General features: G+C 53.0%; 23 protein-coding genes. 8 read left to right on the top strand and 15 right to left on the bottom strand.

Annotation, left to right across the window (positions count from 1 at the left end):
* Positions 1-110 precede the first annotated feature (110 nt).
* Positions 111-521 carry a YbhQ family protein gene (locus tag G4551_RS07890; protein ID WP_003035203.1) on the top strand — a complete coding sequence of 137 codons (411 nt, stop codon included), beginning with the start codon at positions 111-113 and terminating at the stop codon, positions 519-521.
* Here the strand turns inward: G4551_RS07890 and G4551_RS07895 are convergent.
* From G4551_RS07895 to cecR, 5 genes are all read right to left on the bottom strand, one after another.
* The gene (locus G4551_RS07895) at positions 483-1,589 is read right to left on the bottom strand and encodes an ABC transporter permease (RefSeq protein WP_003837035.1); all 1,107 of its coding nucleotides are present in this window, start codon (positions 1,587-1,589) and stop codon (positions 483-485) included. The genes G4551_RS07890 and G4551_RS07895 overlap by 39 nt on opposite strands.
* Positions 1,590-1,704: 115 nt before the next feature.
* Positions 1,705-2,838, bottom strand: a complete 1,134-nt coding sequence (locus G4551_RS07900; protein ID WP_003035208.1) for an ABC transporter permease — start codon at positions 2,836-2,838, stop codon at positions 1,705-1,707.
* Positions 2,831-4,567 (bottom strand): ATP-binding cassette domain-containing protein, encoded by a 1,737-nt coding sequence (locus G4551_RS07905; RefSeq protein WP_003837032.1) that lies wholly within the window; start codon positions 4,565-4,567, stop codon positions 2,831-2,833. Before G4551_RS07905 ends, G4551_RS07900 begins: the two co-directional genes overlap by 8 nt.
* The gene (gene hlyD / locus G4551_RS07910) at positions 4,560-5,555 is read right to left on the bottom strand and encodes a secretion protein HlyD (RefSeq protein WP_003837029.1); all 996 of its coding nucleotides are present in this window, start codon (positions 5,553-5,555) and stop codon (positions 4,560-4,562) included. Before hlyD ends, G4551_RS07905 begins: the two co-directional genes overlap by 8 nt.
* Complete coding sequence (gene cecR, locus G4551_RS07915) at positions 5,552-6,229, bottom strand: transcriptional regulator CecR (RefSeq protein ID WP_003837027.1); 678 nt, start codon at positions 6,227-6,229, stop codon at positions 5,552-5,554. The genes hlyD and cecR overlap by 4 nt, the downstream gene beginning before the upstream one ends.
* Positions 6,230-6,450: 221 nt before the next feature.
* Here cecR and rhlE point away from each other — a divergent pair, with 221 nt between their 5' ends.
* Positions 6,451-7,797, top strand: coding sequence for an ATP-dependent RNA helicase RhlE (rhlE, locus tag G4551_RS07920; protein ID WP_003035219.1), 1,347 nt, complete (start codon positions 6,451-6,453; stop codon positions 7,795-7,797).
* A 68-nt stretch (positions 7,798-7,865) separates the two neighbouring features.
* Here the strand turns inward: rhlE and G4551_RS07925 are convergent, their stop codons facing one another.
* Complete coding sequence (locus G4551_RS07925; protein ID WP_003837025.1) at positions 7,866-8,600, bottom strand: GntR family transcriptional regulator; 735 nt, start codon at positions 8,598-8,600, stop codon at positions 7,866-7,868.
* Positions 8,601-8,802: 202 nt separating this feature from the next.
* On the opposite strand from G4551_RS07925, the gene G4551_RS07930 reads away from it, so the two are divergent.
* The 5 genes from G4551_RS07930 to G4551_RS07950 all read left to right on the top strand — a co-directional run bounded on the left by G4551_RS07930 (position 8,803) and on the right by G4551_RS07950 (position 16,161).
* Positions 8,803-10,155, top strand: coding sequence for a class-II fumarase/aspartase family protein (locus tag G4551_RS07930; RefSeq protein WP_003837024.1), 1,353 nt, complete (start codon positions 8,803-8,805; stop codon positions 10,153-10,155).
* Between the two features lie 33 nt (positions 10,156-10,188).
* The gene (locus tag G4551_RS07935) at positions 10,189-11,610 is read left to right on the top strand and encodes a DASS family sodium-coupled anion symporter (RefSeq protein ID WP_003837022.1); all 1,422 of its coding nucleotides are present in this window, start codon (positions 10,189-10,191) and stop codon (positions 11,608-11,610) included.
* Between the two features lie 154 nt (positions 11,611-11,764).
* Positions 11,765-13,915, top strand: coding sequence for an ATP-dependent DNA helicase DinG (gene dinG, locus G4551_RS07940; protein WP_003837021.1), 2,151 nt, complete (start codon positions 11,765-11,767; stop codon positions 13,913-13,915).
* Positions 13,916-13,944: 29 nt separating this feature from the next.
* Positions 13,945-14,913: a DNA-binding protein YbiB gene (gene ybiB, locus G4551_RS07945; RefSeq protein ID WP_003837019.1), complete on the top strand. Its 969-nt coding sequence runs from the start codon at positions 13,945-13,947 to the stop codon at positions 14,911-14,913.
* 162 nt (positions 14,914-15,075) lie between these two features.
* Entirely contained in the window at positions 15,076-16,161 is a 1,086-nt protein-coding gene (locus G4551_RS07950; protein ID WP_003837017.1) for a malate/lactate/ureidoglycolate dehydrogenase, read from the top strand.
* Positions 16,162-16,258: 97 nt separating this feature from the next.
* Here the strand turns inward: G4551_RS07950 and ybiJ are convergent, their stop codons facing one another.
* The 5 genes from ybiJ to mcbA all read right to left on the bottom strand — a co-directional run bounded on the left by ybiJ (position 16,259) and on the right by mcbA (position 20,725).
* Complete coding sequence (gene ybiJ / locus G4551_RS07955) at positions 16,259-16,519, bottom strand: DUF1471 family protein YbiJ (RefSeq protein ID WP_003035231.1); 261 nt, start codon at positions 16,517-16,519, stop codon at positions 16,259-16,261.
* 303 nt (positions 16,520-16,822) lie between these two features.
* Positions 16,823-17,089, bottom strand: a complete 267-nt coding sequence (locus G4551_RS07960) for a DksA/TraR family C4-type zinc finger protein (RefSeq protein WP_003035233.1) — start codon at positions 17,087-17,089, stop codon at positions 16,823-16,825.
* Positions 17,090-17,164: 75 nt separating this feature from the next.
* Positions 17,165-17,842: a PKHD-type hydroxylase YbiX gene (gene ybiX / locus G4551_RS07965; RefSeq protein ID WP_003837014.1), complete on the bottom strand. Its 678-nt coding sequence runs from the start codon at positions 17,840-17,842 to the stop codon at positions 17,165-17,167.
* A gap of 43 nt (positions 17,843-17,885) precedes the next feature.
* On the bottom strand, positions 17,886-20,171 hold the full coding sequence (locus tag G4551_RS07970; protein ID WP_003837011.1) for a catecholate siderophore receptor Fiu: 2,286 nt from the start codon (positions 20,169-20,171) through the stop codon (positions 17,886-17,888).
* Between the two features lie 293 nt (positions 20,172-20,464).
* Positions 20,465-20,725: a DUF1471 family periplasmic protein McbA gene (mcbA, locus tag G4551_RS07975; RefSeq protein ID WP_003837009.1), complete on the bottom strand. Its 261-nt coding sequence runs from the start codon at positions 20,723-20,725 to the stop codon at positions 20,465-20,467.
* A gap of 210 nt (positions 20,726-20,935) precedes the next feature.
* On the opposite strand from mcbA, the gene rlmF reads away from it, so the two are divergent.
* On the top strand, positions 20,936-21,862 hold the full coding sequence (gene rlmF / locus G4551_RS07980; RefSeq protein WP_003837007.1) for a 23S rRNA (adenine(1618)-N(6))-methyltransferase RlmF: 927 nt from the start codon (positions 20,936-20,938) through the stop codon (positions 21,860-21,862).
* On the opposite strand, the gene ybiO is transcribed toward rlmF, so the two are convergent.
* The 4 genes from ybiO to glnH form a co-directional block, all read right to left on the bottom strand.
* Entirely contained in the window at positions 21,859-24,096 is a 2,238-nt protein-coding gene (ybiO, locus tag G4551_RS07985) for a mechanosensitive channel protein (protein WP_003837004.1), read from the bottom strand. The two genes, rlmF and ybiO, sit on opposite strands and share 4 nt — an antisense overlap.
* Positions 24,097-24,214: 118 nt before the next feature.
* Positions 24,215-24,937 carry a glutamine ABC transporter ATP-binding protein GlnQ gene (gene glnQ / locus G4551_RS07990; RefSeq protein WP_003035246.1) on the bottom strand — a complete coding sequence of 241 codons (723 nt, stop codon included), beginning with the start codon at positions 24,935-24,937 and terminating at the stop codon, positions 24,215-24,217.
* On the bottom strand, positions 24,934-25,593 hold the full coding sequence (gene glnP / locus G4551_RS07995; RefSeq protein WP_003035248.1) for a glutamine ABC transporter permease GlnP: 660 nt from the start codon (positions 25,591-25,593) through the stop codon (positions 24,934-24,936). Before glnP ends, glnQ begins: the two co-directional genes overlap by 4 nt.
* Before the next feature lie 137 nt (positions 25,594-25,730).
* Entirely contained in the window at positions 25,731-26,477 is a 747-nt protein-coding gene (gene glnH, locus G4551_RS08000) for a glutamine ABC transporter substrate-binding protein GlnH (RefSeq protein ID WP_003837002.1), read from the bottom strand.
* Between the last annotated feature and the right edge of the window lie 237 nt (positions 26,478-26,714).

Here is a 26,714-nt window from a genome sequence, read left to right on the forward strand (position 1 = left end):
TCCTAAATAAAATAGTGTAGTCATCGTCACAAAAAGATGCAGTGTTGCGGAATTTTCCGTAAAGTCCGGTACTCTGAACAATTAGTTGAAAATCCTTCAGGAGAAAAGCCATGAGGTGGCAACAACGTGTTCGTGTCGCAACGGGTCTAAGTTGCTGGCAGATTGTGTTGCATTTACTGGTAGTGGCGTTGCTGGTAATGGGCTGGATGAGCGGCACGCTGGTGCGCGTCGGCCTGGGATTATGCGTCGTTTACGGCGTAACGGTTTTATTAATGCTGGCCTTGCAACGTCACCATGAACAACGCTGGCGTGACGTCGCTGATGTGCTGGAAGAGCTGACTACCACGTGGTATTTCGGTGCCGCAATGATCGTGCTGTGGTTGCTGTCGCGCGTGCTGCAAAACAACGTCTTGCTGGCACTGGCGGGTCTGGTGATCCTGGCCGGACCCGCCGTGGTCTCGCTGCTGGCGAAAGACAAAAAGCTACATCACCTTACGTCGAAACATCGCATACGCCGCTGAGCCGGTTGTGGCCGCTATCACCAACAGCGGCCACAAACTTCCCCAGACAATCTGCAGACTCGCATCCTTCAGGTAAATCTGTTTCGTGATGTCCGTAAAATGGCGGATCGGGTTTATCCACGTCAGATTCTGCAACCAGACCGGCATGTTTTCGACCGGTGAGACGTAGCCCGAGAGTAAAATCGCCGGCATCATAAACACAAATACGCCGATAAACGCTTGCTGCTGGGTGGCGCACAGCGATGAAATCAGCAGACCAAAGCCGACCAGCGACAGCCCGTAAATTACCATTGTGAAATAGAACAACCCCAGTGAACCAGCAAATGGAATGTCATAAGCCCAGATACCAATTGCCAGCACAATGGTGGCCTGAAAAGTAGCCACAATCAGCGCGGGCACAGCTTTACCGATGAAAATCTGCCAGGTGGTAAGCGGGGAGACCAGCAGCTGATCCAGCGTACCTTGCTCGCGCTCGCGAGCAACCGAAAGCGAGGTGACGATCATTACGCCGATAGTGGTGATCATGGCGATCAGCGACGGCACCACGAACCATTTATAATCCAGATTCGGGTTGTACCAGTTACGCACGACCAGCTCGCTGTTATTCGGTTTCGGCTTGCCGTCCATCAGCTCCTGCTGATACGTCTTAACAATTTGCTGCAGGTAATTGGCGGCAATTTGCGCGCTGTTGGAGTTACGCCCGTCGAGGATAATCTGCATGGGAGCTTGCTGGAAGGTGTCCAGGTTGCGCGAAAAATTGGCCGGGAAGCGCACCAGCAGCAGGGCTTTTTGCGTATCGATGGTAGGTTTAATCTCCTGCGGGCTTTTCAGCAGCAGAACATGCGTAAAAGCGCTGGCGCGGGCGAAGCGCTGGGTAAGCTCAACCGAATGTTTACCGTTGTCTTCGTTATAGATAGCGATCGTGGCGTTGGTGACTTCCAGCGTTGCCGCGAACGGGAACAGGATCACCTGAATCAGCACCGGTAAAATCAGAATGGCTCGCGTCTGCGGTTCGCGTAATAGCGATTGCAGCTCTTTGCGAATTAATGTCCATAAGCGATGAAACATGCCCGTCCTCTCAGTCCAGTTTGTAGGCCTGATAAGCCAAGCGCATCAGGCATAATGCCGGATGGCGGCGCGAACGCCTTATCCGGCCTACGGCTACAATTATCCATACACATATTTAATCCAGCCGACGTTTGGTTTTAAGCCACGTCAGGCCAATAAACATCACCGCCGAAGCGATTAAAAACAGCACGTTAATAATCAGCACCACCGGAATATTTCCCGCCAGAAACAGGCTTTGCAGGGTACTGACGAAATAACGCGCCGGAATAATGTAGGTTACCGCCCGGATAATCGCGGGCATGCTGTCTATCTGGAAGATAAAACCTGACAGCATAATCGAGGGCAGGAAAGCGGCGTTCAGCGCGACCTGCGCGGCGTTAAACTGGTTGCGGGTGATGGTGGAAATAAGCAACCCCATGCCAAGCGTACTGAGCAGAAACAGGCTGGTAATGAAAAACAGGATCAGCAACGAGCCGCGATAGGGCACGCCAAGAATAAATACCGACACCAGCATACACAGCAGCATCGCCAGCATGCCGAGGAAATAATAGGGGATCAGTTTACACAGCAGTAATTCGACGCGGGTAACTTCGGTAGAAAGCAGTGCCTCCATGGTTCCGCGTTCCCATTCGCGCGCCACCACTAATGAGGTGAGGATCGCGCCAATCACCGTCATGATGATGGTTACCGCCCCGGGAATAATAAAGTGCTGGCTGATGGCCGCCGGGTTAAACCAGTAGCGTGTTTGCACGTCGATCAAAGGCTCGAACGATTCCCCACGATCTTCCGCCCGCTGTTGCTGCCAAATCTGCCAGATGCCTTCGACATAACCCTGCACAAAGTTGGCGGTATTGGGTTCGCTGCCATCGGTGATCACCTGGATCGGTGCCACGTCATTAGGTCGCGCCATCTGCTGGGCAAAATCCACAGGGATCACCACCAGCCCACGAATGCGCCCGGCCTGCATTTTCTCAATCAATTCCTGCCGGTTATCGCTGATGGTGGCGTCAATATACGGCGAACCGGTCATAGTATGGGTAAAATCCAGCGCCTCTTCGCTTTGCTGTTCGAGCAAAATCCCGACCCGAAGCTTGCTGGAGTCGAGGTTTATCCCGTAGCCGAAGATAAACAGCAGCAGCAGCGGGATCACCACCGCAATCAGCCAACTGCTGGGATCGCGAACGATCTGGCGCGTCTCTTTAACGCACAGCGCACGTACGCGACGCCAGGAGAGAGCGGAGTTACTCATGCGTATGCTCCTTATCCCAGTCATTGATTAGCGTAATGAATGCTTGCTCCATGGTCGGGTCCGGAGTGTCGCTGTCGGCAGCCTGAGCTTTCAGGTCGTCCGGTGTTCCGCTGGCAATCAATTTGCCGCGATACACCAACCCGATGCGATCGCAGTATTCCGCCTCGTCCATAAAGTGGGTGGTCACCATCACCGTGACGCCTTTTTCCACCATGCTGTTGATATGCAACCAGAACTCACGACGGGTGAGGGGATCGACCCCGGAAGTGGGTTCATCAAGGAACAGAATGTCGGGTTCATGCATCAGCGAGCAGGCCAGCGCCAGACGCTGCTTAAACCCCAGCGGCAGTTCGTCGGTGGCGTGGGAAGCGATACTCTTCAGGCCAAATGCCTCGCTCATTCGATCGATTTTCTCCTTCTGCGCCCGACCACGCAGGCCGTAGACGCCGGAGAAAAAGCGCAGATTTTGTTCAACCGTCAGGTTACCGTACAGGGAGAATTTCTGCGCCATATAACCCAGATGCTGACGCGCTTTGCCGGAGCTGACTTTCAGGTCCATATCCAGCACCAGCGCTTTGCCGGAAGTGGGGACCAGCAGGCCGCACATCATTTTAAAGGTGGTGGATTTGCCGGCACCGTTGGGTCCTAACAGACCAAAAATCTCGCCGCGCTGTACGGAAAAGTCTACGTGGTCGGTCGCGGCAAAATCGCCAAACTTCTTGGTCAGAGCTTTGGCTTCGATCACCGTTTCGCCAGGCGTGCCTTCTACGGTATGCAGGATAGCGCCCAGCGGGGATTCCGATGTTCCGGCTCCGCCGAGTAAATCGATAAAGGCATCTTCGAAGCGGGGTGCAGTTTCATTGATGGTTATCTGCGGCATGCCGTCAGCGTTTTGGATCTGCTGAGCTGTCGCCTCTTTTTTCAGGATTAAACGGACGGATTTCCCCTGAATCATTCCGTCGCTGACCAGCGGTAGTTTTAACGCGCGTTGCAGCAGTCGGCGGTTATTTTCCTGCGGACTGCTCATCAGGAAGCTGCGACCAGCCATGGTTTGCGTAAGCTGAGTAGGATCGCCCTGGTATAACAATTCGCCTTCGTTCATCAGCAGCACATCACGGCATTGCTCTGCTTCATCCAGATACGACGTACTCCAGAGGATCAGCATGCCGTCTCCGGCCAGTTCGTGGACCATTTGCCACAGTTCGCGACGGGAAATTGGGTCGACACCCACACCTGGCTCATCCAGCAGCAACACTTTGGGTTCGCCGACCAGCGTACAGGCTAGCCCGAGCTTCTGCTTCATGCCGCCGGAAAGTTTGCCGGCCAGTCGTCCGGTAAATGGCCCCAGCGAGGTAAACTCCAGTAGTCGGGCAAAGGTTTTTTCTCGCGCCTCACCGGTGACGCTGCGCAAATCGGCATAGAGATTGAGGTTCTCCATGACGGTCAAATCTTCATACAGACCAAATTTCTGCGGCATATAGCCCAGCACCGCGTGCAGCGCGCTGTCGTCTTTGATGGGATCAAAACCAATCACCGCAGCACTTCCGGTATCAGGTTTTAATAATCCCGCCAGCATGCGCATCAGCGTGGTTTTGCCCGCGCCGTCCGGCCCGACAAGCCCGGTCACGTAGCCCGCATGCACGATACAGTCGAGCGGGGCGACGGCCGGTTTTTCCATTCCAGCAAAGTTTTTCGTCAGCCCTTTAAGCGTAATGACGGCGTCATTCATGCCGTGCCTCATCGCCAAATTTTATCGTTACCGGCATTCCCTGGCGCAGCGCATCGTCCGCGTCGGTTACGACAATTCGCAGGCGATACACCAGATCGGTGCGCAGATCAGGAGTCTCTACCGTTTTCGGCGTAAATTCGGCGGTTGGTGACACAAAGCCGATTTTGCCGTGATACGGTTTGTCCGGGCGACCGTCGGTATAGAGCAGGATCTCACGTCCTGGCTGCGCCTGGCTCAGATTGCGTTCGTCAACGTAGGCGCGGACCCATACCGGACGCGTGAGCGACAGCGTCAGTACCGTGCTCCCTTCGTTCAGCATGCTGCCGGGTTCAACCGCGCGGGTGAGAAGCGTGCCGTCAGACGGCGAGGTCAGCGTGGTGTCATGCAAATTAAGCTCTGCCTGTGCCAGCTCTGCCTGAGCTTGTTCGAGCGTGGCTTTTGCCTGTTCGATGTCCTGCACACGATTACCGCTGCGATATTGCGTGAGTTTATCCTGTGCGGATTTCAATGAAGCTAACGCCTGATCGCGAGATGAACGCGCGTTTTCCAGATCGTTGGCAGAAATGGTACGGCTTTTCCACAATCCTACCTGCCGATTGTAAAAATTCTGCGCGTAATCATAGGCGGCCTGCGCCTGTTTGACTGCCGCCGCGGTTTGCGCGATCTCTTCTTCGCGATACCCTGCCAGCATCAGATCGTATTGCGCCTGCGCGGCGGCAACGTTGGCTTTTGCCTGCATCAATGCGTTTTCATACGGTGCGCGGTCCAGTTCGCCCAGCACCTGACCGGCGGTAATCGCATCGCCTTCATCAACCGTCAGCGAGGCCAGTCTGCCGCCGACGCGAAAACTCAGGTTGACGCTACGTATATCGACATTGCCGTATAGCGTCAGGCTGTTATCTTGCCGACTCTGATACCACCACGTTCCACCGGCAATCACGGCAACGAGGGCCGCGATAACCAGCCCGAGAACGACAGGTTTTTTCATGACTCCAGACTCCTTTGCGTTAAACCTTGCAGAATAAGATCGATGTGACAGGTGATCGTTTGGTCAATCAGCGCGGTTTTATCCTCATCAAATTGTGACCAGCCCGTACGCAACAGAATGGTTTCTTTCCCCAGACGAAAAGCCAGCACCTCGCCGAGTATGGCGTGGGTATGCAGAATCATTTGGGTATCGTTGGCATCGCCGCCGGTATAGGCGGCAATCAGGCGCGTCAGGTGTGTATGCAGCGGATTGATAACCTGGTCGTGCACCAGTTGATAAGCCGCAGTGGGGGAAAGCTGTTCACGCGAGATAAATTTGCTCAGGTTAACGGTGTCGTCCTGGGTTAACAGCATGATCATATTTTTGCAGGCGCGCAGGATCAGTTCACGCATCGCGCCACGATCCGGTTCTGGCTGAGCGAATAAACGCTCGGCCTCTGCAGCGTGCGGACGAAACTGTGAGCCGATAAAATCTGCAATCCACTGGGCGCAGGCGAGATATAAATCCTCTTTTGAGCCAAAATAGTAGGTGATAGCCGCAATGTTTTGCCCGGCCTGTGCAGCGATATCGCGCGTCGTGGCGTGCAGACCATACTCGCCGAATTGTGCCAATGCGGCGGCAATGAGCTGGTTCTTCGCCTGTTCACCTTTGGTTGTCATGGTGGGTGTATTCATGGCACGACTCTGATCTTAATCAATCGATTGATTAAGATTATGACTGATGTGCAGCCTTGTCCAGTCCGGACGGTTATTTTCCAGTGAAGGGATAATTTATGCGGCACATCACAAAAACTGCTACACTCCGCCCCTTCATGACATTGTGGTTTTTGTCATCTCTATTGTATGTATCTCCCTGAAAACGACACCGGTAACGGTCAGGGCGGTTCGGAGTTGTTATGTCTTTTGATTCCCTTGGTTTAAACCCTGAAATTTTACGTGCCGTTGCCGAGCAGGGTTACCGTGAACCTACCCCTATTCAGCAGCAGGCTATTCCTGCCGTGCTGGAAGGCCGCGATCTGATGGCCAGCGCCCAGACCGGTACGGGGAAAACGGCAGGTTTTACCCTGCCGCTGTTGCAGCACCTGATTACCAATCAGCCGCATGGTAAAAGCCGTCGTCCGGTTCGTGCGCTGATCCTCACGCCAACCCGTGAACTGGCGGCTCAGATTGGCGAAAACGTCCGTGATTATAGTAAGTATCTGAATATTCGCTCGCTGGTGGTCTTCGGCGGCGTCAGCATTAACCCGCAGATGATGAAACTGCGTGGCGGTGTGGATGTACTGATTGCCACCCCAGGTCGTTTGCTCGATCTGGAGCATCAGAATGCGGTAAAACTGGATCAGGTGGAGATCCTGGTACTGGATGAAGCTGACCGCATGCTGGATATGGGTTTTATTCACGATATTCGTCGCGTTCTGGCAAAACTGCCGGCAAAACGTCAGAACCTGCTGTTCTCGGCAACGTTCTCTGATGACATTAAGTCGCTGGCCGAAAAACTGCTGCATAACCCGCTGGAAATCGAAGTGGCACGTCGTAATACCGCGTCCGAGCAGGTAACTCAGCACGTTCATTTCGTCGATAAAAAACGTAAACGCGAACTGTTGTCACAGATGATTGGTCAGGGCAACTGGCAGCAGGTGCTGGTGTTTACCCGTACCAAACATGGCGCGAACCATCTGGCAGAACAGCTGAATAAAGACGGCATCCGCAGTGCGGCAATCCACGGCAATAAATCTCAGGGGGCGCGTACACGTGCGCTGGCTGATTTTAAATCCGGTGATATTCGCGTGCTGGTAGCGACCGATATTGCCGCGCGTGGTCTGGACATTGAAGAGTTACCGCACGTGGTGAACTACGAGCTGCCAAACGTCCCAGAAGATTATGTGCACCGTATTGGTCGTACCGGGCGTGCCGCCGCTACTGGCGAAGCGTTGTCTCTGGTGTGCGTCGATGAACACAAGCTGCTGCGTGACATCGAGAAGCTGCTGAAAAAAGAGATCCCGCGTATTGCAACGCCAGGCTATGAGCCAGATCCCTCCATTAAAGCTGAGCCGATCCAGAATGGTCGCCAGCAGCGTGGCGGCGGTGGTGGTCGCGGGCAGGGCGGAGCAGGGCGTGGCCAGCAGCCGCGTCGTCAGGATGGCGGTGCGCCAAAAGCGAAGCCGCGTAATGGCGAAGGCAAACCGGCAGGCGATAAGCCTCGTCCGCCGCGCCGTCCGCGCAAACCGTCTTCCGCCCAGTAATTCACCTTGCTGTCTGGCAGTATAAACACGCTATCCGGTCTACACAGGGTGTAGGCCGGACAGGTCAATCACTCCCCCGAACTTTGCGATTTCAGCACGATTGAGCAGGTATATCGTCCTGCCGGGTGAATCGAAATCGTCGTCTCAAATACTTTCCCGTCCCTGTCCAGATAACGACGCACAATTCTCATCGCTGGCGAATCAGGCGCTACGTTGAGGATCTTTGCCACCTTTTTGGGCACACCGACAGCCGTAATAGTCTGATGCACCTCATGGCTTTTGATGCCGTAATGCGTTTCGATCAAGTCGCTGATTAATGAGTGTGGATCGTCACGGATGTAGGTGCGCAGTTTAGCGTAATCCGTGCTGGCATAGCTGTCCGTCCAGCAGATCGGTGCGTCGGGGTTGTGCGCATCTTCGCGAGTACTGGCAATGTGCAGCCAGCGGGAACCTGGCGGGCAGCCAATCATCTGGGACAGCTCGATGTCCGCCACAATCTCATCGATTTTCTTGATGACGCGCAGATTGTTTTTGGCCAGCAGCAACAGATCCTCAAGATGCGATAGCGGGTGATTGACACCGTTAGCCTTAGGTTCGCAAACGCGAGTTCCCGCGCCTTTACGCCGTGAAATCAGACCTTGCTCTGTTAATTCCCTCAACGCCTCACGCATGGTGTGGCGGCTGACCTGCCATGTTTCGCACAGTTCCATTTCCGTTGGAAACAGCGATCCGGGGGCAAAGGTCCCCACCGAAATTTGCTGCGCCAGTTCACGTGCTATTCGCTTGTACAGAGATTCTTTCATCGCGGTTTCATCAAAATATTAGTGATCTTTATCACGAAAATTTGTACGGACTATTCCCTACATTTCTTATGAATACTATAAATGTCCGTACATTCAAATGTACGGACATTTAATTATGTCTGGACATTGTGTCGGCGTTTGAATATCTAAAAAACGACCGTAAACACGCATCTTATCACTATCAGATTTTCCAGGGGGATTTATGGCTTCGAATGTACTTGATTCTGTTCTGTTCAGGGATTCTTTCGGCACACCGGCGATGCGCGCGGTGTTTGACGATCGCGAGCTGGTACGCAAATACGTGGAAGTGGAAGTGGCATTAGCTAAAGCCCAGGCACGCTGCGGTGTGATACCTGAGGCTGCGGCGCAGGAAATTGCTGAAAAATGTAATGCCGATACGCTCGATTTTGATTTATTACGCCATGAAACCGAAATCGTGGGTTATCCGATCCTACCGCTGGTGCACCAGATTTCTAAACAGGCTGGCGAGTCCGGCGGCTATGTGCACTGGGGGGCAACCACTCAGGACATTATGGACACTGCTGTAGTCCTGCAAATTCGTGATGCTTTTGCGCTCATTGAGTCCGATATGGACAAACTTCGTGCAACGCTGGCCGATCTCTCACGCCGTTATCGTGATACGCCGATGGCCGGGAGAACCCATTTGCAGCAGGCTCTGCCAGTGACCTTCGGTTATAAAACAGCCATCTGGCTAGATATGTTTGAACGTCACGCGGAACGTCTGACTCAGGCGCGTCCTCGTGTATTGGTCGGCGAGTTTGCGGGTGCCGCCGGTACGCTGGCATCGCTGGGGGATAAAGGGCTGGCGGTACAAAAAGCGATGATGGAAGAGCTTGGGCTGAATATCCCAACGTCCACATGGCATGTTGCGCGTGATGGTTTCGCCGAGGCGGTGAATCTGTTAGCGGTGATTACCGGGTCGCTGGGCAAGATTGCCTACGACGTAATGCTGCTGGCAGCAAACGAGTTTGGTGAGCTGTATGAGCCGTTTGTTAAAGGACGCGGTGCCAGCAGTACTATGCCGCAGAAACGCAACCCTATTTCCAGCGAGTTAATGCTGGCCTGTGCCAAAGGCGTTCGCCAACAGGCAGGGCTGATGCTTGATGCAATGGTGCAAGATCTGGAGCGTGCAACCGGGCCGTGGCATGCCGAATGGATTGCTATCCCGGAGAGTTTCGTTCTCAGCGCGGGGGCATTGCATCAGGCTAACTTTATGCTGGCGGGGCTGGTGGTCGATGAAGCGGCGATGAAACGTAACCTCGGTATGACCAACGGATTGATTGTGGCTGAAGCGGTCATGATGGGGTTGGCTCCGTACATTGGTCGTCAGGATGCGCATGATGTGGTGTACGACGCTTGCCGCATCGTCAACGAACAAGGCGGGCGATTAGCGGACGTGCTGAATGCGATGCCATCTGTCTCGGAACGACTTGACCCGCAGTTGATTGAAGAACTGACCGACCCGGCAAATTACCTTGGAATGGCGCCAGCAATGGTGGATCAGGTATTAGCGAGATATATGTCGCGGAAATGAACGCTCTTGGGCTAACGGAATAAGGATATTTTTATGTCAAAAAATTCTGCCACGGGAAAATCCATTCTCTCGTTCCTGATACCGCTGGCGATAGGCGCGATCATTTGGTTTTATCCCGTACCTGCTGGTCTGACGCCTCAGGCCTGGCATATGTTCGCGATATTTGCCGCGACCATAGCCGCGATTCTTACCCAGCCGCTCCCTTCGGGGGCGGTGATGTTGATTGCACTTTGCGTGGTAATTTTCACCAAAACGTTGCCAGAGGCAAAAGCATTGTCAGGTTTTGCATCCGGTACAGTATGGCTCATTTTCTGTGCCTACGTCTTGTCTCTGGGTTTTGTAACCTCGGGATTGGGGAAACGTATTGCGTATAAAATGTTATCGCTCTTTGGTGGCAGCAGCCTGGGTATCGCTTACTCACTGGGGGTTTCCGATCTGATTATGGCCCCGGCAATGCCATCAGTAACCGCGCGTTCCGGGGGGATTATTTTCCCTATCACTCGTTCCATCAATGATGTATTGGGCTCAGCGCCGGGGGCAACGGGCAAGCGTATCGGCGATTTCTTAACCATGGTGTGCTTCCAGTTTACGCCGATTACCGGGGCAATATTTCTCACCGGGATGGCGGCGAATCCGCTGGTAGCGAGTCTGGCGAAATCGTCATTAGGAATAGAGATAACCTGGGGCGGATGGTTTATTTCCGCAGTGGTTCCTGCGATGGTCTGTTTCTGCCTGATGCCGCTATTGGTTTATAAATTATTGGATCCCGAGCTTAAGCGTACGCCGGAGGCGAAAGCGATGGGCAAACAGGCCCTCGGTGAGCTCGGTTCGATGAGCAGCAATGAGAAAAAGGTCGCGTTTGGTTTTGTGCTGGCATTGGTTGGTTGGGGGACCAGCTTGATTACGGGATTGTCTGCCACATCTGTCGGGCTGGGATTGGCTGCGTATCTGTTTGCCTCGGGCGCTGTTAGCTGGAAAAGTTTGCTTAATGACCACGCCGCCTGGGATACGGTGATCTGGTTTAGCGTCATTATTAGTCTGGCGACAGGGCTTGCCGATCTGGGTTTTATTAAATGGATGACCATAAAGTTAGGCAGCGGTATTCAGGGTTTTGGCGCGATCGAGTCCTTTATTGTGTTGGGGATCCTTTACATTTACGTCCATTATCTCTTCGCTACGGCGACCGGGCATGTGGCTGCGCTGTATGCCCCTTTCGCGGCCACGGCGATCGCTGCGGGAGCACCGCCGATGATGGTGGCTATTTGCTTCGGTATCTTTAGTAACCTGATGTGGGGGAATACCGAGTATGGTGGTGGACCTGGCCCCATTTATTTTGCCCAGGGCTATTTTGAACGACCGCGCTTTTACAAAATTAACCTCTGTGTGGTGACGGCAAATGTGATCATCATTTTTGCCGTGGGCATGCTGTGGTGGAAGCTGTTGGGATACTATTAAACGTCAGTGAATTATTGGCCGGACAGGACTCGAACAGCCGTCCGGCCAGGAAAAATGAATTGCGAAACGCTTTCCAGAATGGGGGAAAAAGGTACATCCAGGGCCTGAAATGTGCCACAATAGTGGCTGTTTATACAGTATTTCAGGTTTTCTCATGGCACTAACGGCCGCGTTAAAAGCGCAAATCGCCGCCTGGTATAAGGCGCTTCAGGAACAGATCCCCGACTTTATCCCCCGTGCGCCGCAGCGGCAGATGATTGCTGACGTCGCGAAAACGCTGGCAGGTGAAGAAGGGCGGCATCTGGCGATTGAAGCGCCGACCGGGGTGGGGAAAACTCTGTCGTATCTGATTCCCGGTATTGCCATTGCGCGTGAAGAGCAAAAAACGCTGGTGGTCAGCACCGCCAACGTCGCTTTGCAGGATCAGATCTACAGCAAAGATTTACCGCTGCTGCGCAAAATTATCCCTGACCTGCGTTTTACCGCCGCGTTTGGTCGCGGACGCTATGTCTGCCCGCGTAACTTAGCGGCGCTGGCCAGTACTGAACCCAATCAGCAGGATCTGCTGGCTTTTCTCGACGATGACCTAACGCCCAACAACCAGGAAGAACAAAAGCGCTGCGCCAGGTTAAAAGGCGATCTCGACAGCTACAAGTGGGACGGGCTGCGCGATCACACCGATATCGCCATTGACGACGGACTCTGGCAGCGTCTGAGCACCGATAAAGCTAGCTGTCTGAATCGCAACTGTCACTACTACCGTGAGTGCCCTTTTTTTGTCGCCCGTCGGGAGATTCAGGAAGCTGAAGTGGTGGTGGCTAATCATGCGCTGGTGATGGCGGCGATGGAAAGCGAAGCCGTTTTGCCGGAGCCGAAAAACTTGTTGCTGGTACTTGATGAAGGCCACCATTTGCCGGATGTCGCGCGCGATGCGCTGGAGATGAGCGCGGAAATCAGCGCCCCCTGGTATCGGCTCCAGTTGGATCTGTTTTGCAAATTAGTGGCGACCTGTCTGGAACAGTTTCGCCCGAAAACCACGCCGCCGCTGGCGAATGCCGAGCGTCTGAACGGTCACTGTGAAGAGCTGTATGAACTGATTTCATCGCTCAATAACATTCTTAATCTGTATATGCCTGCTACTCAGGAGGCGGAACACCGCTTTGCGATGGGCGAACTGCCTGCAGAAGTGATGGAGATTTGTCAGCGTCTGGCAAAGCTTACGGAAATGCTACGCGGGCTGGCGGAACTGTTCCTCAACGATCTCAGCGAAAAAACCGGCACTCACGATATTGTGCGTCTGCATCGGGTTATTTTGCAGATGAACCGGGCGCTGGGCATGTTTGAGGCGCAAAGCAAACTGTGGCGGCTGGCATCGCTCGCGCAGTCGTCAGGCGCGCCGGTGAGTAAATGGGCGACGCGCGAGGTGCGTGACGGGCAAATCCACATCTGGTTCCACTGCGTGGGGATCCGTGTGAGCGATCAGCTCGAACGACTGCTGTGGCGTAGCGTCCCGCATATTATTGTCACTTCCGCAACGCTGCGCTCGCTCAACAGCTTCTCGCGTTTGCAGGAGATGAGTGGTCTGAAGGAAAAAGCAGGGGATCGGTTTGTTGCGCTGGATTCACCGTTTAATCACGTTGAACAGGGAAAAATCGTCATTCCGCAGATGCGCTACGAACCGTTAATTGATAACGAAGAGCAGCATATCGCGGAAATGGCCGCCTATTTTCGCGAACAACTGGAAAGCAAAAAGCATCAGGGGATGCTGGTACTCTTTGCCAGCGGTCGGGCGATGCAGCGTTTTCTTGAGCATGTTACCGATCTGCGCCTGCTGTTGTTGGTGCAGGGCGATCAGCCGCGCTATCGTCTGGTAGAGTTGCACCGCAAACGGGTGACCAACGGCGAGCGCAGCGTACTGGTTGGGCTGCAATCTTTCGCTGAAGGTCTGGACTTGAAAGGCGACCTGCTGACCCAGGTGCATATTCACAAAATTGCTTTTCCACCGATCGACAGCCCGGTGGTGATCACCGAGGGCGAGTGGTTGAAAAGCCTGAACCGCTACCCCTTCGAGGTGCAGAGCCTGCCCGCGGCGTCGTTCAATTTGATCCAGCAGGTTGGGCGACTCATCCGTAGCCATGGCTGCTGGGGAGAAGTGGTTATTTATGACAAACGTTTATTGACCAAAAACTATGGCAAGCGTTTACTGAACGCGTTACCCATATTTCCGATAGAGCAACCTGCTGTGCCAGACGTTATAGTAAAACCAAAAGAAAAAGCGAAACCCACGCGCCGCCGTCGGCGTTAACGATGCGAGCAACAGGCAAGGAGTTATCGATGGATTACCGCAAAATCATTAAAGAGATTGGGCGAGGAAAAAATCACGCGCGTGACCTGGACAAGGATACTGCTCGCGGACTGTATACCCATATGATGAACGGCGACGTACCTGACCTTGAGATGGGCGGGGTGCTGATTGCGCTACGTATTAAAGGCGAAGGCGAAGCGGAGATGCTGGGCTTTTACGAAGCGATGCAAAACCACACCATTCGCCTGACTCCGCCAGTAGCCAAACCCATGCCGATTGTCATTCCCAGCTACAATGGTGCACGCAAGCAGGCGAATTTGACGCCGCTGCTGGCGATTTTACTGCATAAGCTCGGTTTCCCGGTAGTAGTGCACGGCGTCAGCGAGGATCCAACCCGCGTGCTGACAGAAACCATTTTTGAACTGATGGGGATTTCGCCAACGCTGCATGCCGGGCAGGCGCAGGCAAAGCTGGATGGTCATCAGCCGGTGTTTATCCCGGTGAGCGCGCTGTGCCCTCCGCTGGAGAAACAGCTGGCGATGCGCTGGCGCATGGGCGTGCGTAACAGTGCGCACACGCTGGCTAAATTAGCCACGCCGTTTGCTGAAGATGCGGCGCTGCGTCTTTCCAGCGTGTCCCACCCGGAATACGTCTCGCGTGTGGCGAAGTTCTTCGGCGATATCGGTGGGCGCGGCCTGTTGATGCATGGTACCGAGGGCGAAGTGTATGCCAACCCGCAGCGCTGCCCGCAGATAAGCCTGATAGATTCATCCGGTGTGCGAGTGTTACAGGACCGACAGAGCGAGATGCCTGACGAGCCAGTACCGCTGCCGGTGGCAAAAGATCCGGAAACCACCGCGCGCTGGATTGAGCGTTGTCTGGCTGGCAGTGAGCCGGTCCCGGCATCGTTGAAAATTCAGATGGCCTGCTGCCTGGTGGCAACCGGTGAATCCGCCTCGCTGGCCGAAGGACTTGCCCGCGTCGAGCAAAGTTTCTGATTCATTTGTTATCCCGACGGGCCTTTTACCTGGTCTGTCGGTTTTCTCTTTTCGGCAACGTGAAATTTTTGCACGTTTATTGACCTCCTGAGCGCCGTGGCGCAGCATAGTTTGTTGAAAAATAAGAAACACAACAAACTCGCGACACAACAGGAGATAACAATGAACAGTGGACATCGCTTCCATGTGCCAACGCTGCACGCTTTTATCCAGGCCGTTTTTCATCAGATGGGAAGCAATGATCAGGAGGCGCGGCTGGTGGCCGATCATCTGATAGCCTCTAACCTCGCCGGTCACGACTCCCACGGCATCGGTATGATCCCAAGCTATATTCGTTCATTCTCGCTGGGGCATCTACAAATCAACCGTCATGCCAAAGTGGTAAAAGATGCAGGGGCGGTGATTACGCTTGATGGCGATTGTGCCTTTGGTCAGGTGGCGGCTCACGAAGCCATCACGCTGGGGATTGAAAAAGCTCGCCAGCACGGTATCGCCGCCGTGGCATTACATAATTCGCATCATATCGGACGTATTGGCTACTGGGCGGAGCAATGCGCGGCGGCAGGTTTTGTCTCAGTGCATTTTGTGAGCGTGGTCGGGATCCCGATGGTTGCACCGTTTCATGGCCGCGATAGTCGTTTTGGCACTAACCCCTTCTGCGTTGTTTTTCCGCGTAAAAATACCTTCCCGCTATTGCTGGACTATGCAACCAGCGCCATCGCGTTTGGTAAAACCCGTGTGGCATGGCATAAGGGCGAGCCGGTAGCTCCTGGATGTCTGATTGATGTGGCGGGGGTGCCTACAACGGATCCTGCGGTAATGCAGGTTTCTCCGCTGGGGTCGTTGCTCACCTTTGCCCAACACAAAGGTTATGCGCTGGCGGCGATGTGCGAAATTATGGGTGGTGCGCTTTCAGGGGGTAAAACCACACATGAAGAGAGCCTGCAGACCAGCCCGGACGCCATCATCAACTGTATGACCACTATTATTATGAATCCGGAACTGTTCGGCGCGCCGGACTGCGACAACCAGGTCGCAGCATTTGCTGAGTGGGTGAAAGCGTCCCCGCATGCTGAAGATGCCCCGATCCTGTTGCCAGGTGAGTGGGAAGTGAATACTCGCGAGGAACGGCTGGAACACGGTATTCCGCTAGATGCCGGAAGCTGGCAGGCGATTTGCGTGGCGGCGCTGCAAATAGGCATGCCGGACGCCGTGTTGCAGGAATTCCGTCAACGACTTGAACACTAAGCAAAAAAAAGCCCGTCCAGTGGCGGACGGGCAAACAAAGGGTAACAAACAGGGTCAATGAGGGTTGGAGCATTGGGTCGTACAGGTAATCTTTCGGTTATTTATAGATAACCGCGGTGCCGCTCATTTTGTCTTTACCGACAGCGGAAGTGATGCTGTAACCAGTTGCGCCAGCAGCAGCCGCTTTCTCAGCCAGTTTGGCTTCCAGGCCATCCAGTGTGGTGGCGCCATCAGCAGAAACTACACCAATTTTATTCATGCTTTGTGCCTGAGTGGAGGAAACCGGCTCGGCAGCGAAAACGCCAAATGACAGGGTAGACAGGGCGATGGCAGCAACAGCAAATTTGATATTTTTCATGATTAATCTCTCGCAGGGTTGTTCTGTTAGTAGTCAGTGTTCTTTAAGAAGACGTTGTTCCGTCGATGTGATAAGTATCACGTTTTTTTTGGTGAGAGAAAATCGAATAGAATTGACGACATCAATCAAAAAAATTGAATGACAAATAACTTATTGAATATTAATAAATTCAGGCGAGGGATTTACAGTTCTTGTCATTGCGCTTTACAGAGAAACCAACAACGGCACATTTTGCCACACAGAGTGCGAAAAAGCGTGCTCGTAAAGGAAATCGTATGCGCTGAAACTTTTGGTAAAGATGAGTCAACGTAGCTGGCTATCTTTCGAACCTCTGCGATTATATCCTGAAAATGCCGCGCTATGTGAATCTTTATCCTGTTGGCAAGTGATGCACAAGCGTACCCCAGGTACGGCCTCACGTCTGGCCTGAGGGATAGGATTGCCACATTCTTCGCATTCATACAGACTTTCCCCCGTCGGTAACTCACCGCGGGCACGGGCAACAGCATCTTCAATAGTATTGTTGATCTGTTCGTTTACAGCGTCGTCATTTGCCCATCCGGATGCCATGTGTACCTCCTGCAGATGTCTACAGACTAAGTATAGCGAAGATGATGGCTGAAAAACGACCATGCGCCAGCAGTATCAGATTTCAGACCATTCGCGCAGCAGGTTATGGTAGAGATTGAGTAATGACAGGATCTCGTTGCTCTCTCCATGACGAGCCTTCAGGGATTGAATGTTTTTATCCAGTTCAAAAAGCATGGCGCGATTTTTGTCGTCACGGATCATCGATTGTACCCACATAAAGGACGCCACACGAACGCCATGGGTTACTGGCGTGACGCAGTGCAGGCTGCTGGAAGGGTAAAGCACCAGATCGCCTGCCGGAAGCTTCACCGCATGCTGGCCGTAGGTGTCATTAACCAGCAGCTCTCCGCCTTCATAATCATCCGGATTACTCAGGAATAAGGTTGCGGAAAGGTCTGTGCGCATCCAGCCGTTCTCCGGATGGCTACGCACCGCGCCGTCAACGTGAAAACCATAGGTCTCGTTGTCCTGGTAGCGATTAAACAGCGGTGTGGAGAGCGTTTTCGGTAGTGCTGCGGCGAAGAAAAGCGCGCTGTTATTTACCGCAGTCTGTACCGCCTGTTGTAAAACGCCGTAGCGTTCACTTTGCGTATTTACCTGCTGGTTGTTTTTAACCTGCGCTCCCTGAGCGCCGGTGGTTGCGCGACCATCAACCCAGTCGGCAGCGTCCAGTTGCTCGCGAAACCAGGCTACATCCTGCGCCGACAGAACGCCGGGAATGTGGTACATCATCAGTGTTTCTCCTGAAAGTGGGGCTTTCGCCCCACGCGATGGATCAGAAATGCATATTGGCGGTGAGCAGGAAGGTTCTTGGCTCGCCTGGATGATAACGGTATCCACTCTTGTTTATGGAGGATACATAATCGGTGTCGAACAGGTTATAGACGTTTAGCTGGAAATCGAGATTGCGATTCACGCGATAGCCCAGTTTGGCGTCGGCGACCCAGTAACCTTCAGTGTAGGATGGCGTACCCACGGCGCCGTCCGAACCGCGATGCATACTGCCCACGTAGCGAGCGCCTGCGCCAACGGAAACATCGTCGGTTGCTTGATACTGGCTCCACAGCGTGAACGCATGTTCCGGCGTATAGGGCAGGGAAGAAGAACCATCCTGAGCAACGTTTTTGCCGCTGTGGATGGTGGCGCGTTGCTGGGTGTAACCCCCAATAATCTGCCATGCGGGGGTGATGTTGCCTGCTACCGAGAGCTCGTAGCCTTCAACGCGTTTCTCCCCGTACTGGGAATAGGTACCGTCGTCGTTCTGCTCAACTTCATTCTCAATATCCGTGCGGAAAATTGCGGCGGTTAGCAGCAGGCGCTTATCCAGCACCTCCCATTTGGTGCCAATCTCGCTAGTTTTCGCTTTCTGCGGTTTGAAGTCGGTACGGTTTGCGCTGTTACCGCTTCCGCCCTGAGCAAGGGCAAAGTTGCTGCCGCCCGGCGGTTGCTGAGAAACGGCATAGTTAATGTAGACATTGCCGTTATCGGTCAGGTGATACAGCGCGCCCGCTTTCCAGTTCACCAGATTGCCTGATTTGGCAGTATCCACAGTGGTGACCGGGGAACCTTTGGCGACGCCTGTCGGACATGCCACTGCACCACGGCCAGAAGCGCCGCAAGCGGTGGCGCTGTCATATTCAGTGCGGTAATTGTCGAGGCGAATACCACCGTTCAGCTCAAACTCACGGGTAATTTGTAGCGTATCAAAAGCGTATACGCCAAAGGTATCGGTTTGCCCGTTAGCGTTGGCGCCGTTACGCGATAATCCGCCGATATTCACGTCGCTGTTGGGATGATAAATATTAACCGGCGGCGGGGTAATCGGGGTGACGCCATAGTTGGTTTGTGTTTCGCGCGTCAACTCCACGCCAGTGCTGATGTCGTGACCGATGGATCCCGTGTAAAACTTTGAGGTCAGGTTGGTCTGGTTGGTCAGGATTTTGTTACTGACATCTTTGGTATTTGCCAGGCGTGACCAGGTCCAGGTGTCGGTGCTGCTGGTGGGTTGCGTAATATTAGACGCACCGCCCATCACCGCCGTCATCAGATAATCCTGTTTAATACGCGACCAGCGAGTGGTGTTGCGAATCGTGGTGCTGTCGCTCAGGTCATGTTCAAAACGCATCGTCGCGGTATCGGTCGTCGAATCGTCGTAATCCGAGTTGGTGCCGTAGAAGTTATGCGTATCAACTTTTCCTGAATGATTCAGTGCAGACGTCCCTGCGGAAGGCGCGGAGTAACCCGGCAGGCCGATGGTGGGAATACCCCCATCCGGTGTGTTGTGTTGAGTAACGTGCAGATAGTTCAGATACAGTCGGTTCTCGGTGCCTAAGCCAAAAGCAAGTGAGGGGGCCACGCCGTAACGTTCATTCTTAACATTATCGCGACCGGCATCATGTGTTTTTTCACCCATCAGGTTTAAACGTGCGGCGGTGGTCTCGCCGATAACCTGGTTAATGTCCAGCGTACCACGGCGGAACCAGGCGCTACCGACGCTGGCCGACGCATCGATTCCTGAGTCGGTACGCGGCTGTTTGCTGATCATATTGATAGAGCCAGTCGGTGCGCTACGTCCATAGTCGGTACCGGAAGGACCTTTAATCACTTCGACCTGTTCGGTATTGAAGGTATCGCGCGTGACGCTGCCGATATCACGAACACCGTCGATATAAATACTGTTCGAAGTATCCGCGCCACGCATATAAACCGCATCACCGGTAGTGGAGTTGCCGTTTTCACCAGCGAAAAACGCGCCAACGCCCGGTACGTTTTTCAGCGCATCGGTCAAATTTGTTGCGCCTTGATCCTTAATCACCTGCTCAGAAATCACCGTCATGGTGCGGGTGGTATCCGCCACCGGGCGGGAGAATTTAGGGTCGGCAGACTGTGTTGGGGCGTACAGCGAAGGTTTGGCCGCTTCAACGACCAACGTATCTTCTTGTTTTTTATCCTGATCGCCTGCTGCGACAGCCTGGGCTACCGGAGACAGGCCAATGCACAGACCGGCAAAAAAAGTCAGTGAATGAAAACTACTGGACGGCAAGTTGCGATTTTTATCCATTTTAATTAATGACTTATTATTTTTTGAGTAGACGGTTTCACTCACGCGAAGGGACATCTCTGTGGATGTTGTACCCTGCAGGTCTCGCGAAAATGAATGTGTAATTGATAATGATTTTAATAATCATTTCTAATCAGTGCGACGTTTTAACATTCATTAATTCAAAAATAAATACATTTATTTACATTGGATTCAAAATGCCAACACATTGATTACAAATTGAGCTGCAATGAAGTGAACAGCGCGCACATAACTGCATTCGGGATGAATGCAGTTAGGCTAAGGAAGGGGAGTTATTTATAGATAGTTGCGGTGCCGTACATCTGATTTTTACCGCCAGCAGAATTAACGACAAAGCCTTTTGCCCCTTGCTCTTTCGCTTTCTCTGCCAGCTTGTCTTCGAGATCGCTCAGGTTAGTTGCACCGGTAGCAGATACTGTGCCGGAAGCTTGTAGCTGACCGGTAGCTGGGCTGGTGTATGGCTGTGCAGCAAAGGAGGCAAATGTCATGCCGGTAAGTACGGTAGCGGCAAGTAATGTGAGGCATTTCTTCATGGTGATATCCTCTGAAAAACAACAGGTGTGCCTGATAAGTTTAGGTCGTCAGCGGATGACATTTACCGCAAAAAACTGGTGATGAACTGTCTGTTTTTCGAACAATCAGCAAAGCGTCAAACAGGCGTAAAAAATCAAATTTCCTTGTTGTGTGTGTTTACCGCGTGGCGTTATGCGGGTATCTTACGCCGCTGTTAAAAGGAGAATGCTATGTCCGCCCAGAAACCGGGATTACACCCACGCAACCGCCACAATGGCCGTTATGATCTTGCGACTTTATGCCAGGTTACCCCAGAGCTGACGCAATTTCTCACCCTCACGCCCGGCGGGGAGCAGAGTGTTGATTTCGCCAATCCGCAGGCAGTAAAGGCGCTCAATAAAGCACTGCTGGCGCATTTTTATGCGGTGAAAAACTGGGATATTCCGGACGGTTTTCTGTGCCCGCCGGTGCCTGGTCGTGCTGACTACATTCACCACCTGGCCGACCTGTTGGGGGAAACCAGCGGAACCATTCCGGCAAATGCGAGCATCCTGGACATAGGCGTAGGGGCAAACTGTATTCATCCGCTGATCGGCGTGCATGAATACGGCTGGCGATTCACGGGCAGTGAGAGCAGTAGCGAAGCGTTTAACAGCGCTCAGGCGATCATAAACGGCAATCCGGGGTTAACCCGTGCTATTCGTCTGCGTCGTCAGAAAGATGCTTCAGCAATCTTCAACGGTATCATTCACAAAAATGAGCAGTATGAAGCCACATTGTGTAACCCGCCATTCCATGATTCTGCGGCCTCAGCCCGCGCAGGAAGCGAGCGTAAACGTCGTAATCTGGGGCAAGATAAAGATGATGCGCTGAACTTTGGCGGACAACAGCAGGAGCTGTGGTGTGAAGGCGGCGAAGTAGCGTTCATCAAAAAAATGATCGTCGAAAGCCAGGCTTTTGGCCGTCAGGTTATGTGGTTTACCACGCTGGTTTCTCGCGGCGAGAACTTGCCTCCGCTGTACCACGCATTAACGGATGCGGGCGCGGTGAAAGTGGTCAAGAAAGAGATGGCCCAGGGGCAAAAGCAGAGTCGCTTTATTGCCTGGACCTTTATGGATAACGATCAGCGTCGTCGTTTTATGGCGCGTAAACGCTAAAGTGTTGGCTCGGTTGGCGGCAGCGGTTCGCTTGCCGCAGATGTTGGGCCATTCCCTGGTGCAGGCAACACTTGATAGGTCTGTACCGGGGCGCGTATGTTGGCCAGATCGAAGTATTTCTTCACCTGGCTGTCGAGCGCAAAACGTACCGTCCACTGCTTCAGCGGCAAGGTGGTAAACGAGACCCGTAGTGTGAATGCTGTATTGGTTAATCCTACAATCCCGGCAAACGACGGCTCGCCAATAATCAGCCCGCGAATATCATCTTTTTCCATCACCGCAGCAACCGCATCTTTCAACGCTTGATTCGCTTTATCCGCATCCTCATGGCGGTCTACGTCGTAATTGGCGACGACTGAGCCAATGCCACGCACAAAGTTGGCGAAGGTCGTTATCGATGACCAGGGAATAATATGGTATGCCCCGGTGTCCTGACGCACGCCCACAGAACGGATGGACATCCGTTCAACCGTACCGGTGAGTGGGCCAATGGTCACCAGGTCGCCGGTGTTCATGCCATTCTCAAACTGAATAAAAATCCCGGTAATAATATCTTTTACCAGCGTTTGCGAGCCGAAAGAGATAGCCAGCCCCAGCGCCCCGGCCCCGGCCAGTAAGGGGGCGATATTGACGCCGATTTCCGACAACACAATCATGATGGTGATCGTGCTGATGATCACCGCCAGTGCGTTACGAAACAGTGTCAGTAGGGTGCGGGTACGAGCGCTGGGCAGCGGACGACCGTGGATATCGGAAGCCAGACGATTTTCAATCAGGCTGGCGAGAATCGTCCAGCCGATGGCGGAGAAGAATAAAATCAGCGCGATACGGATCAGGATATCCACTGTTTTTTCTCCTGCGCCGTAATGCAGCCAGTTCCAGAAGTCGAACAGTCCCCAGGCATTCAGTAGCAGCATCACCGCAACGCACACCGTCAGGATCCTGGCTACGCTTAACGCCGTCGACAGCCAGCCATTCAGCCGCTTTTGTAGTTCCGGATAGCTGCGCTGAGTGTGTGGCGAAAGGGTAATAGTTTTGGCAATCCAGCGGGAAAACATGCCGGAAACAAAGGCGGCAATTCCAATGATTACCAGGCTGCGCAGCGTAGCGCCCATCATGAATTTCAGGCTGTTGCCCGGATCAAACAGCGAAAAGAAAAACAGCACAATGAAATAGGCGCTGGCCAGCCAATGCCATACCAACGCAAAAGCACGAATAAACAGACTGAAAAAAGCGAGGGATCTTTCCGCCAGATTCAGCAAATGCTGCGTTATCTCTTTCTTGTTTCTGAAAATCAGGTACAGCGCCCATAGCGTGATACACAACATGATGATGACGTTGGCCATCGCGCCGACCTGCACATTGACCTGATTCGAAATAATGGGCACGGCAACGATAAGCCCATAGCCAATCAGGCTGCTCAATGAACTCAAACGGCGATTCCAGTAGCGTGCGCCAGCATCCTGAATGTTAAACGGGCGCAGCTCGGCCACCGTTGGGCAAAATATCAGGCGCAAAATGGCCTTGAAGAATTCAATCAGGGCGAAGGCATTGAGAAACAGGCTTTGCTGAAAGGCGATCGTGCGGCTGCCAGCGTTCATTTTGTCGCTCAGTATCTGTCCGACAAATAATGTCAGCGCCAGCAGAAGCAAATCAATAATGAATGCGCCAACGATCATCGCCGGAAGCTGAAGCCAGTTGCTGCGTTCGCGGTTTTTGCGTCGTGCCCATTGTCCCATTTTGCGATACAGCGGCAGCGCGCACAGGCGAATCAGCCAGAAAAAACCGAACACTGACACCGCCAGCATTAAAAAATGCGTCAGAGCATTGGTGAACGTTTGCGGATTAAAGGTCTTATGCGGGGCATCGGTAATATTGCGATAAAGCTGGGCAAAGCGGCTGGAGAGCGCCTCACCGTAGTGGCGGGTGACGTCCGTGACGTTTTCCAGTACCGTTTTTTCTTCCGTTAACGTGGGCGGGACAATGGTCGGCACCGGCTCGGCAGGAGGGGCAGTGGCCACTTTGCGTAACTGACCGATCAGCTCCTGACGCGAGGCGTCATTTTCCAACACATCGGCCAGTGCGCCGTAAGCCGCTTTTTTCTGTTCAATATCCGGCTCTTTCGCCGCTGTGGTTTGCGCGTTGGTTGATGTTGGCGTGGTGACGCCAGGTATCGTCACCGCCTGAGTCGGGAAACTCAACAGACAAACAAAAATGAACAGGATCCCGCGCATGACTCCTCCCATGAGAAAATAAATTCAAAAGGATAAGTATAGATGTCAGGGCGGGAGAGAATTGAAATGAGAGGATTCTGGTGAAAAACCTCCCTTCGGGCGAAGGGAGGCAGAGCTATCAGGATACGTGCTGCAAGAATTCCTGTAAGCGTTGGCTGGGCGGATTTTCAATCAGGGCCTGCGGATTACCGTCTTCGGCAATTCTTCCCTTATCAATGAAAATCAGGCGTGAAGCCACTTTTTCGGCAAAACCGATTTCGTGGGTCACAATCACCATGGTCATCCCTTCTTCCGCCAGATCCTGCATAACTTTCAGAACTTCGTGGCGCAGTTCTGGATCCAGCGCTGAGGTTGGCTCATCAAACAGCATCATTTTCGGCTTCACCGCCAGCGCACGGGCGATAGCCACACGCTGTTGTTGACCGCCGGACAGCTCAGAAGGGTAGTGATGGGCGCGCTCGGCCAGACCCACTTTCGCCAGCAGTTCTTTCGCCAGTTTCTCGGCCTGTTCTTTATTCGCCCCGCGTACGCGCTGCGGCCCGAACATGACGTTTTCCAGCGCCGTCAGATGCGGGAACAGATAGAACTGCTGAAACACCATCCCGGCTTCCTGGCGGATTAACCGTTCGTCTACCTTCGGATCGTTCACTTTCAGACCGTCGACGATCAGATCGCCAGAGGTTATCTCTTCCAGTTTGTTAATGCAGCGTAGCAGGGTAGATTTACCGGATCCTGACGGCCCGATAATCACCACTACTTCACCCTGTTGAATGTTCAGGTCAATATTGTGCAGCACCTGGGTTGGACCAAAGTGCTTAGAAACGTTTTTAAATTCAATCACAGGATTTTCATCCTTCTTTCCAGACGACGCAGAATGAAGCTCAGCACCAGCGTAATGATCAGATAGAACACCGCAACGGCGCTCCAGATTTCCAGTGCGCGGAAGTTACCGGCAATGATTTCCTGGCCCTGACGGGTCAGTTCAGCGACGCCAATGACAATAAACAGCGAGGTATCTTTAATGCTGATGATCCACTGGTTTCCCAGCGGCGGCAGCATACGACGCAGCGCGAGAGGCAAAATAACGTGGCGAATAGTCTCTGTGCGTGAAAGTCCAAGGGCCAGTCCGGCTTCGCTGAATCCTTTATGGATTGAGAGCACCGCACCGCGAGTGATTTCCGCAATATAGGCACCGGAGTTGATCATGATGGTGACAACGGCGGCGCTAAAAGGGTCAATGCGTAAATCGTTAAATGCCATTGGTAGAGCGAAGTAAATAAACATTACCTGCACAACGATTGGCGTACCGCGAATGACTTCGATAAACACCAGCGCTACGTGGTTGGCGATCCAACCGCCGAAAGTGCGCGCAAACCCTGCTGCAAGTCCGATTATCAGACCGCCAGCCAGACCGAGGACCGAGATCCACAGGGTCATTTTGGCGCCTTCAATCAAAAGCGGGATGGCGGGCCAGATGGCACTCCAGTCAAACTGCATATGTCGTTCCTGTTACCGTGGTGTAAATATTCAAATGCCCGTTTTGCCGGATGCGCTGGGCTTATCCGGCTTACAGGTCTCAAAAATCCAGGCGTAGGCCCGGTAAGCATCACGCCACCGGGCAACGCTACCGGTTATTATTTAGGTTCAGTACCGAACCATTTTTTGTAGATTTCGTTGTAAGTACCGTTCTCTTTCAGCGTTTTCAGCGCGCCGTTCACTTTCTCACGCAGGTCGTCGCTGCCTTTCGGGAAGGCGATGCCGTACTGCTGGGCTTCCAGTGATTCGCCTACAGCTTTGAACTGGCCATTGCCAGCTGTTTTGATGAAGTAAAGAATGTTTGGTGTGTCGTGCAGCACGGCGTCTGCGCGGTTGGTGCCCAGTTCCATATAGGCGTTATCGATGTTCGGGAACTGACGCAGGTCCTTGGTTTTGATATTCGCTTTCGCGTAATCAACGGAACCGGTACCGCTCTTAACTGCAACGACTTTACCATCCAGATCTTTTACGCTTTTGACGTCGTTGTTATTTGCTTTCACCATCACTAATAGACCGCTTTTGTAGTAGCCATCGGAGAAGTCGATCGCTTTTTTACGCTCATCGGTGATGGTGATACCCGCCAGCGCCAGGTCTACGTTTTTGGTTTGCAGAGCCGGGATGATGCCGCTGAAATCCATTGGTTTCAGTTCATAATCCAGTTTCAATTCTTTGGCAACGGCAGCCCACAGATCCACATCAAAACCAACGTATTTGTCACCCTGTTTGAATTCAAACGGTACAAACGCGGTGTCGGTTGCGACAACCAGTTTCTTGTCTGCGGCATGGGAGGACACCGCAAAAGCCAGGGTAAGTGCAGCCAGTGAAACTTTTAATACAGACTTCATAGGATTTCCTTTTATATCCACGGGGCGATCCCCTGCGAGAACATATGGCTTAATGAAAGAATCGTGCCAATTTTGCAACTCATTGTTTTAACAAGAGGGTATCTCGTTTCTCTGCACAATAAGTAGGGCAAAGCGAGTAATTTGCACTGTTTTGGGGCACTCATTTGGTGCGAACCAGCCACGGTGCAAACGGTATGACTATTTAGCGTAAAAATTGTTGATAAAACAATCTTTCGT

This window comes from Citrobacter freundii ATCC 8090 = MTCC 1658 = NBRC 12681, from assembly GCF_011064845.1.
GTDB lineage: Bacteria > Pseudomonadota > Gammaproteobacteria > Enterobacterales > Enterobacteriaceae > Citrobacter > Citrobacter freundii.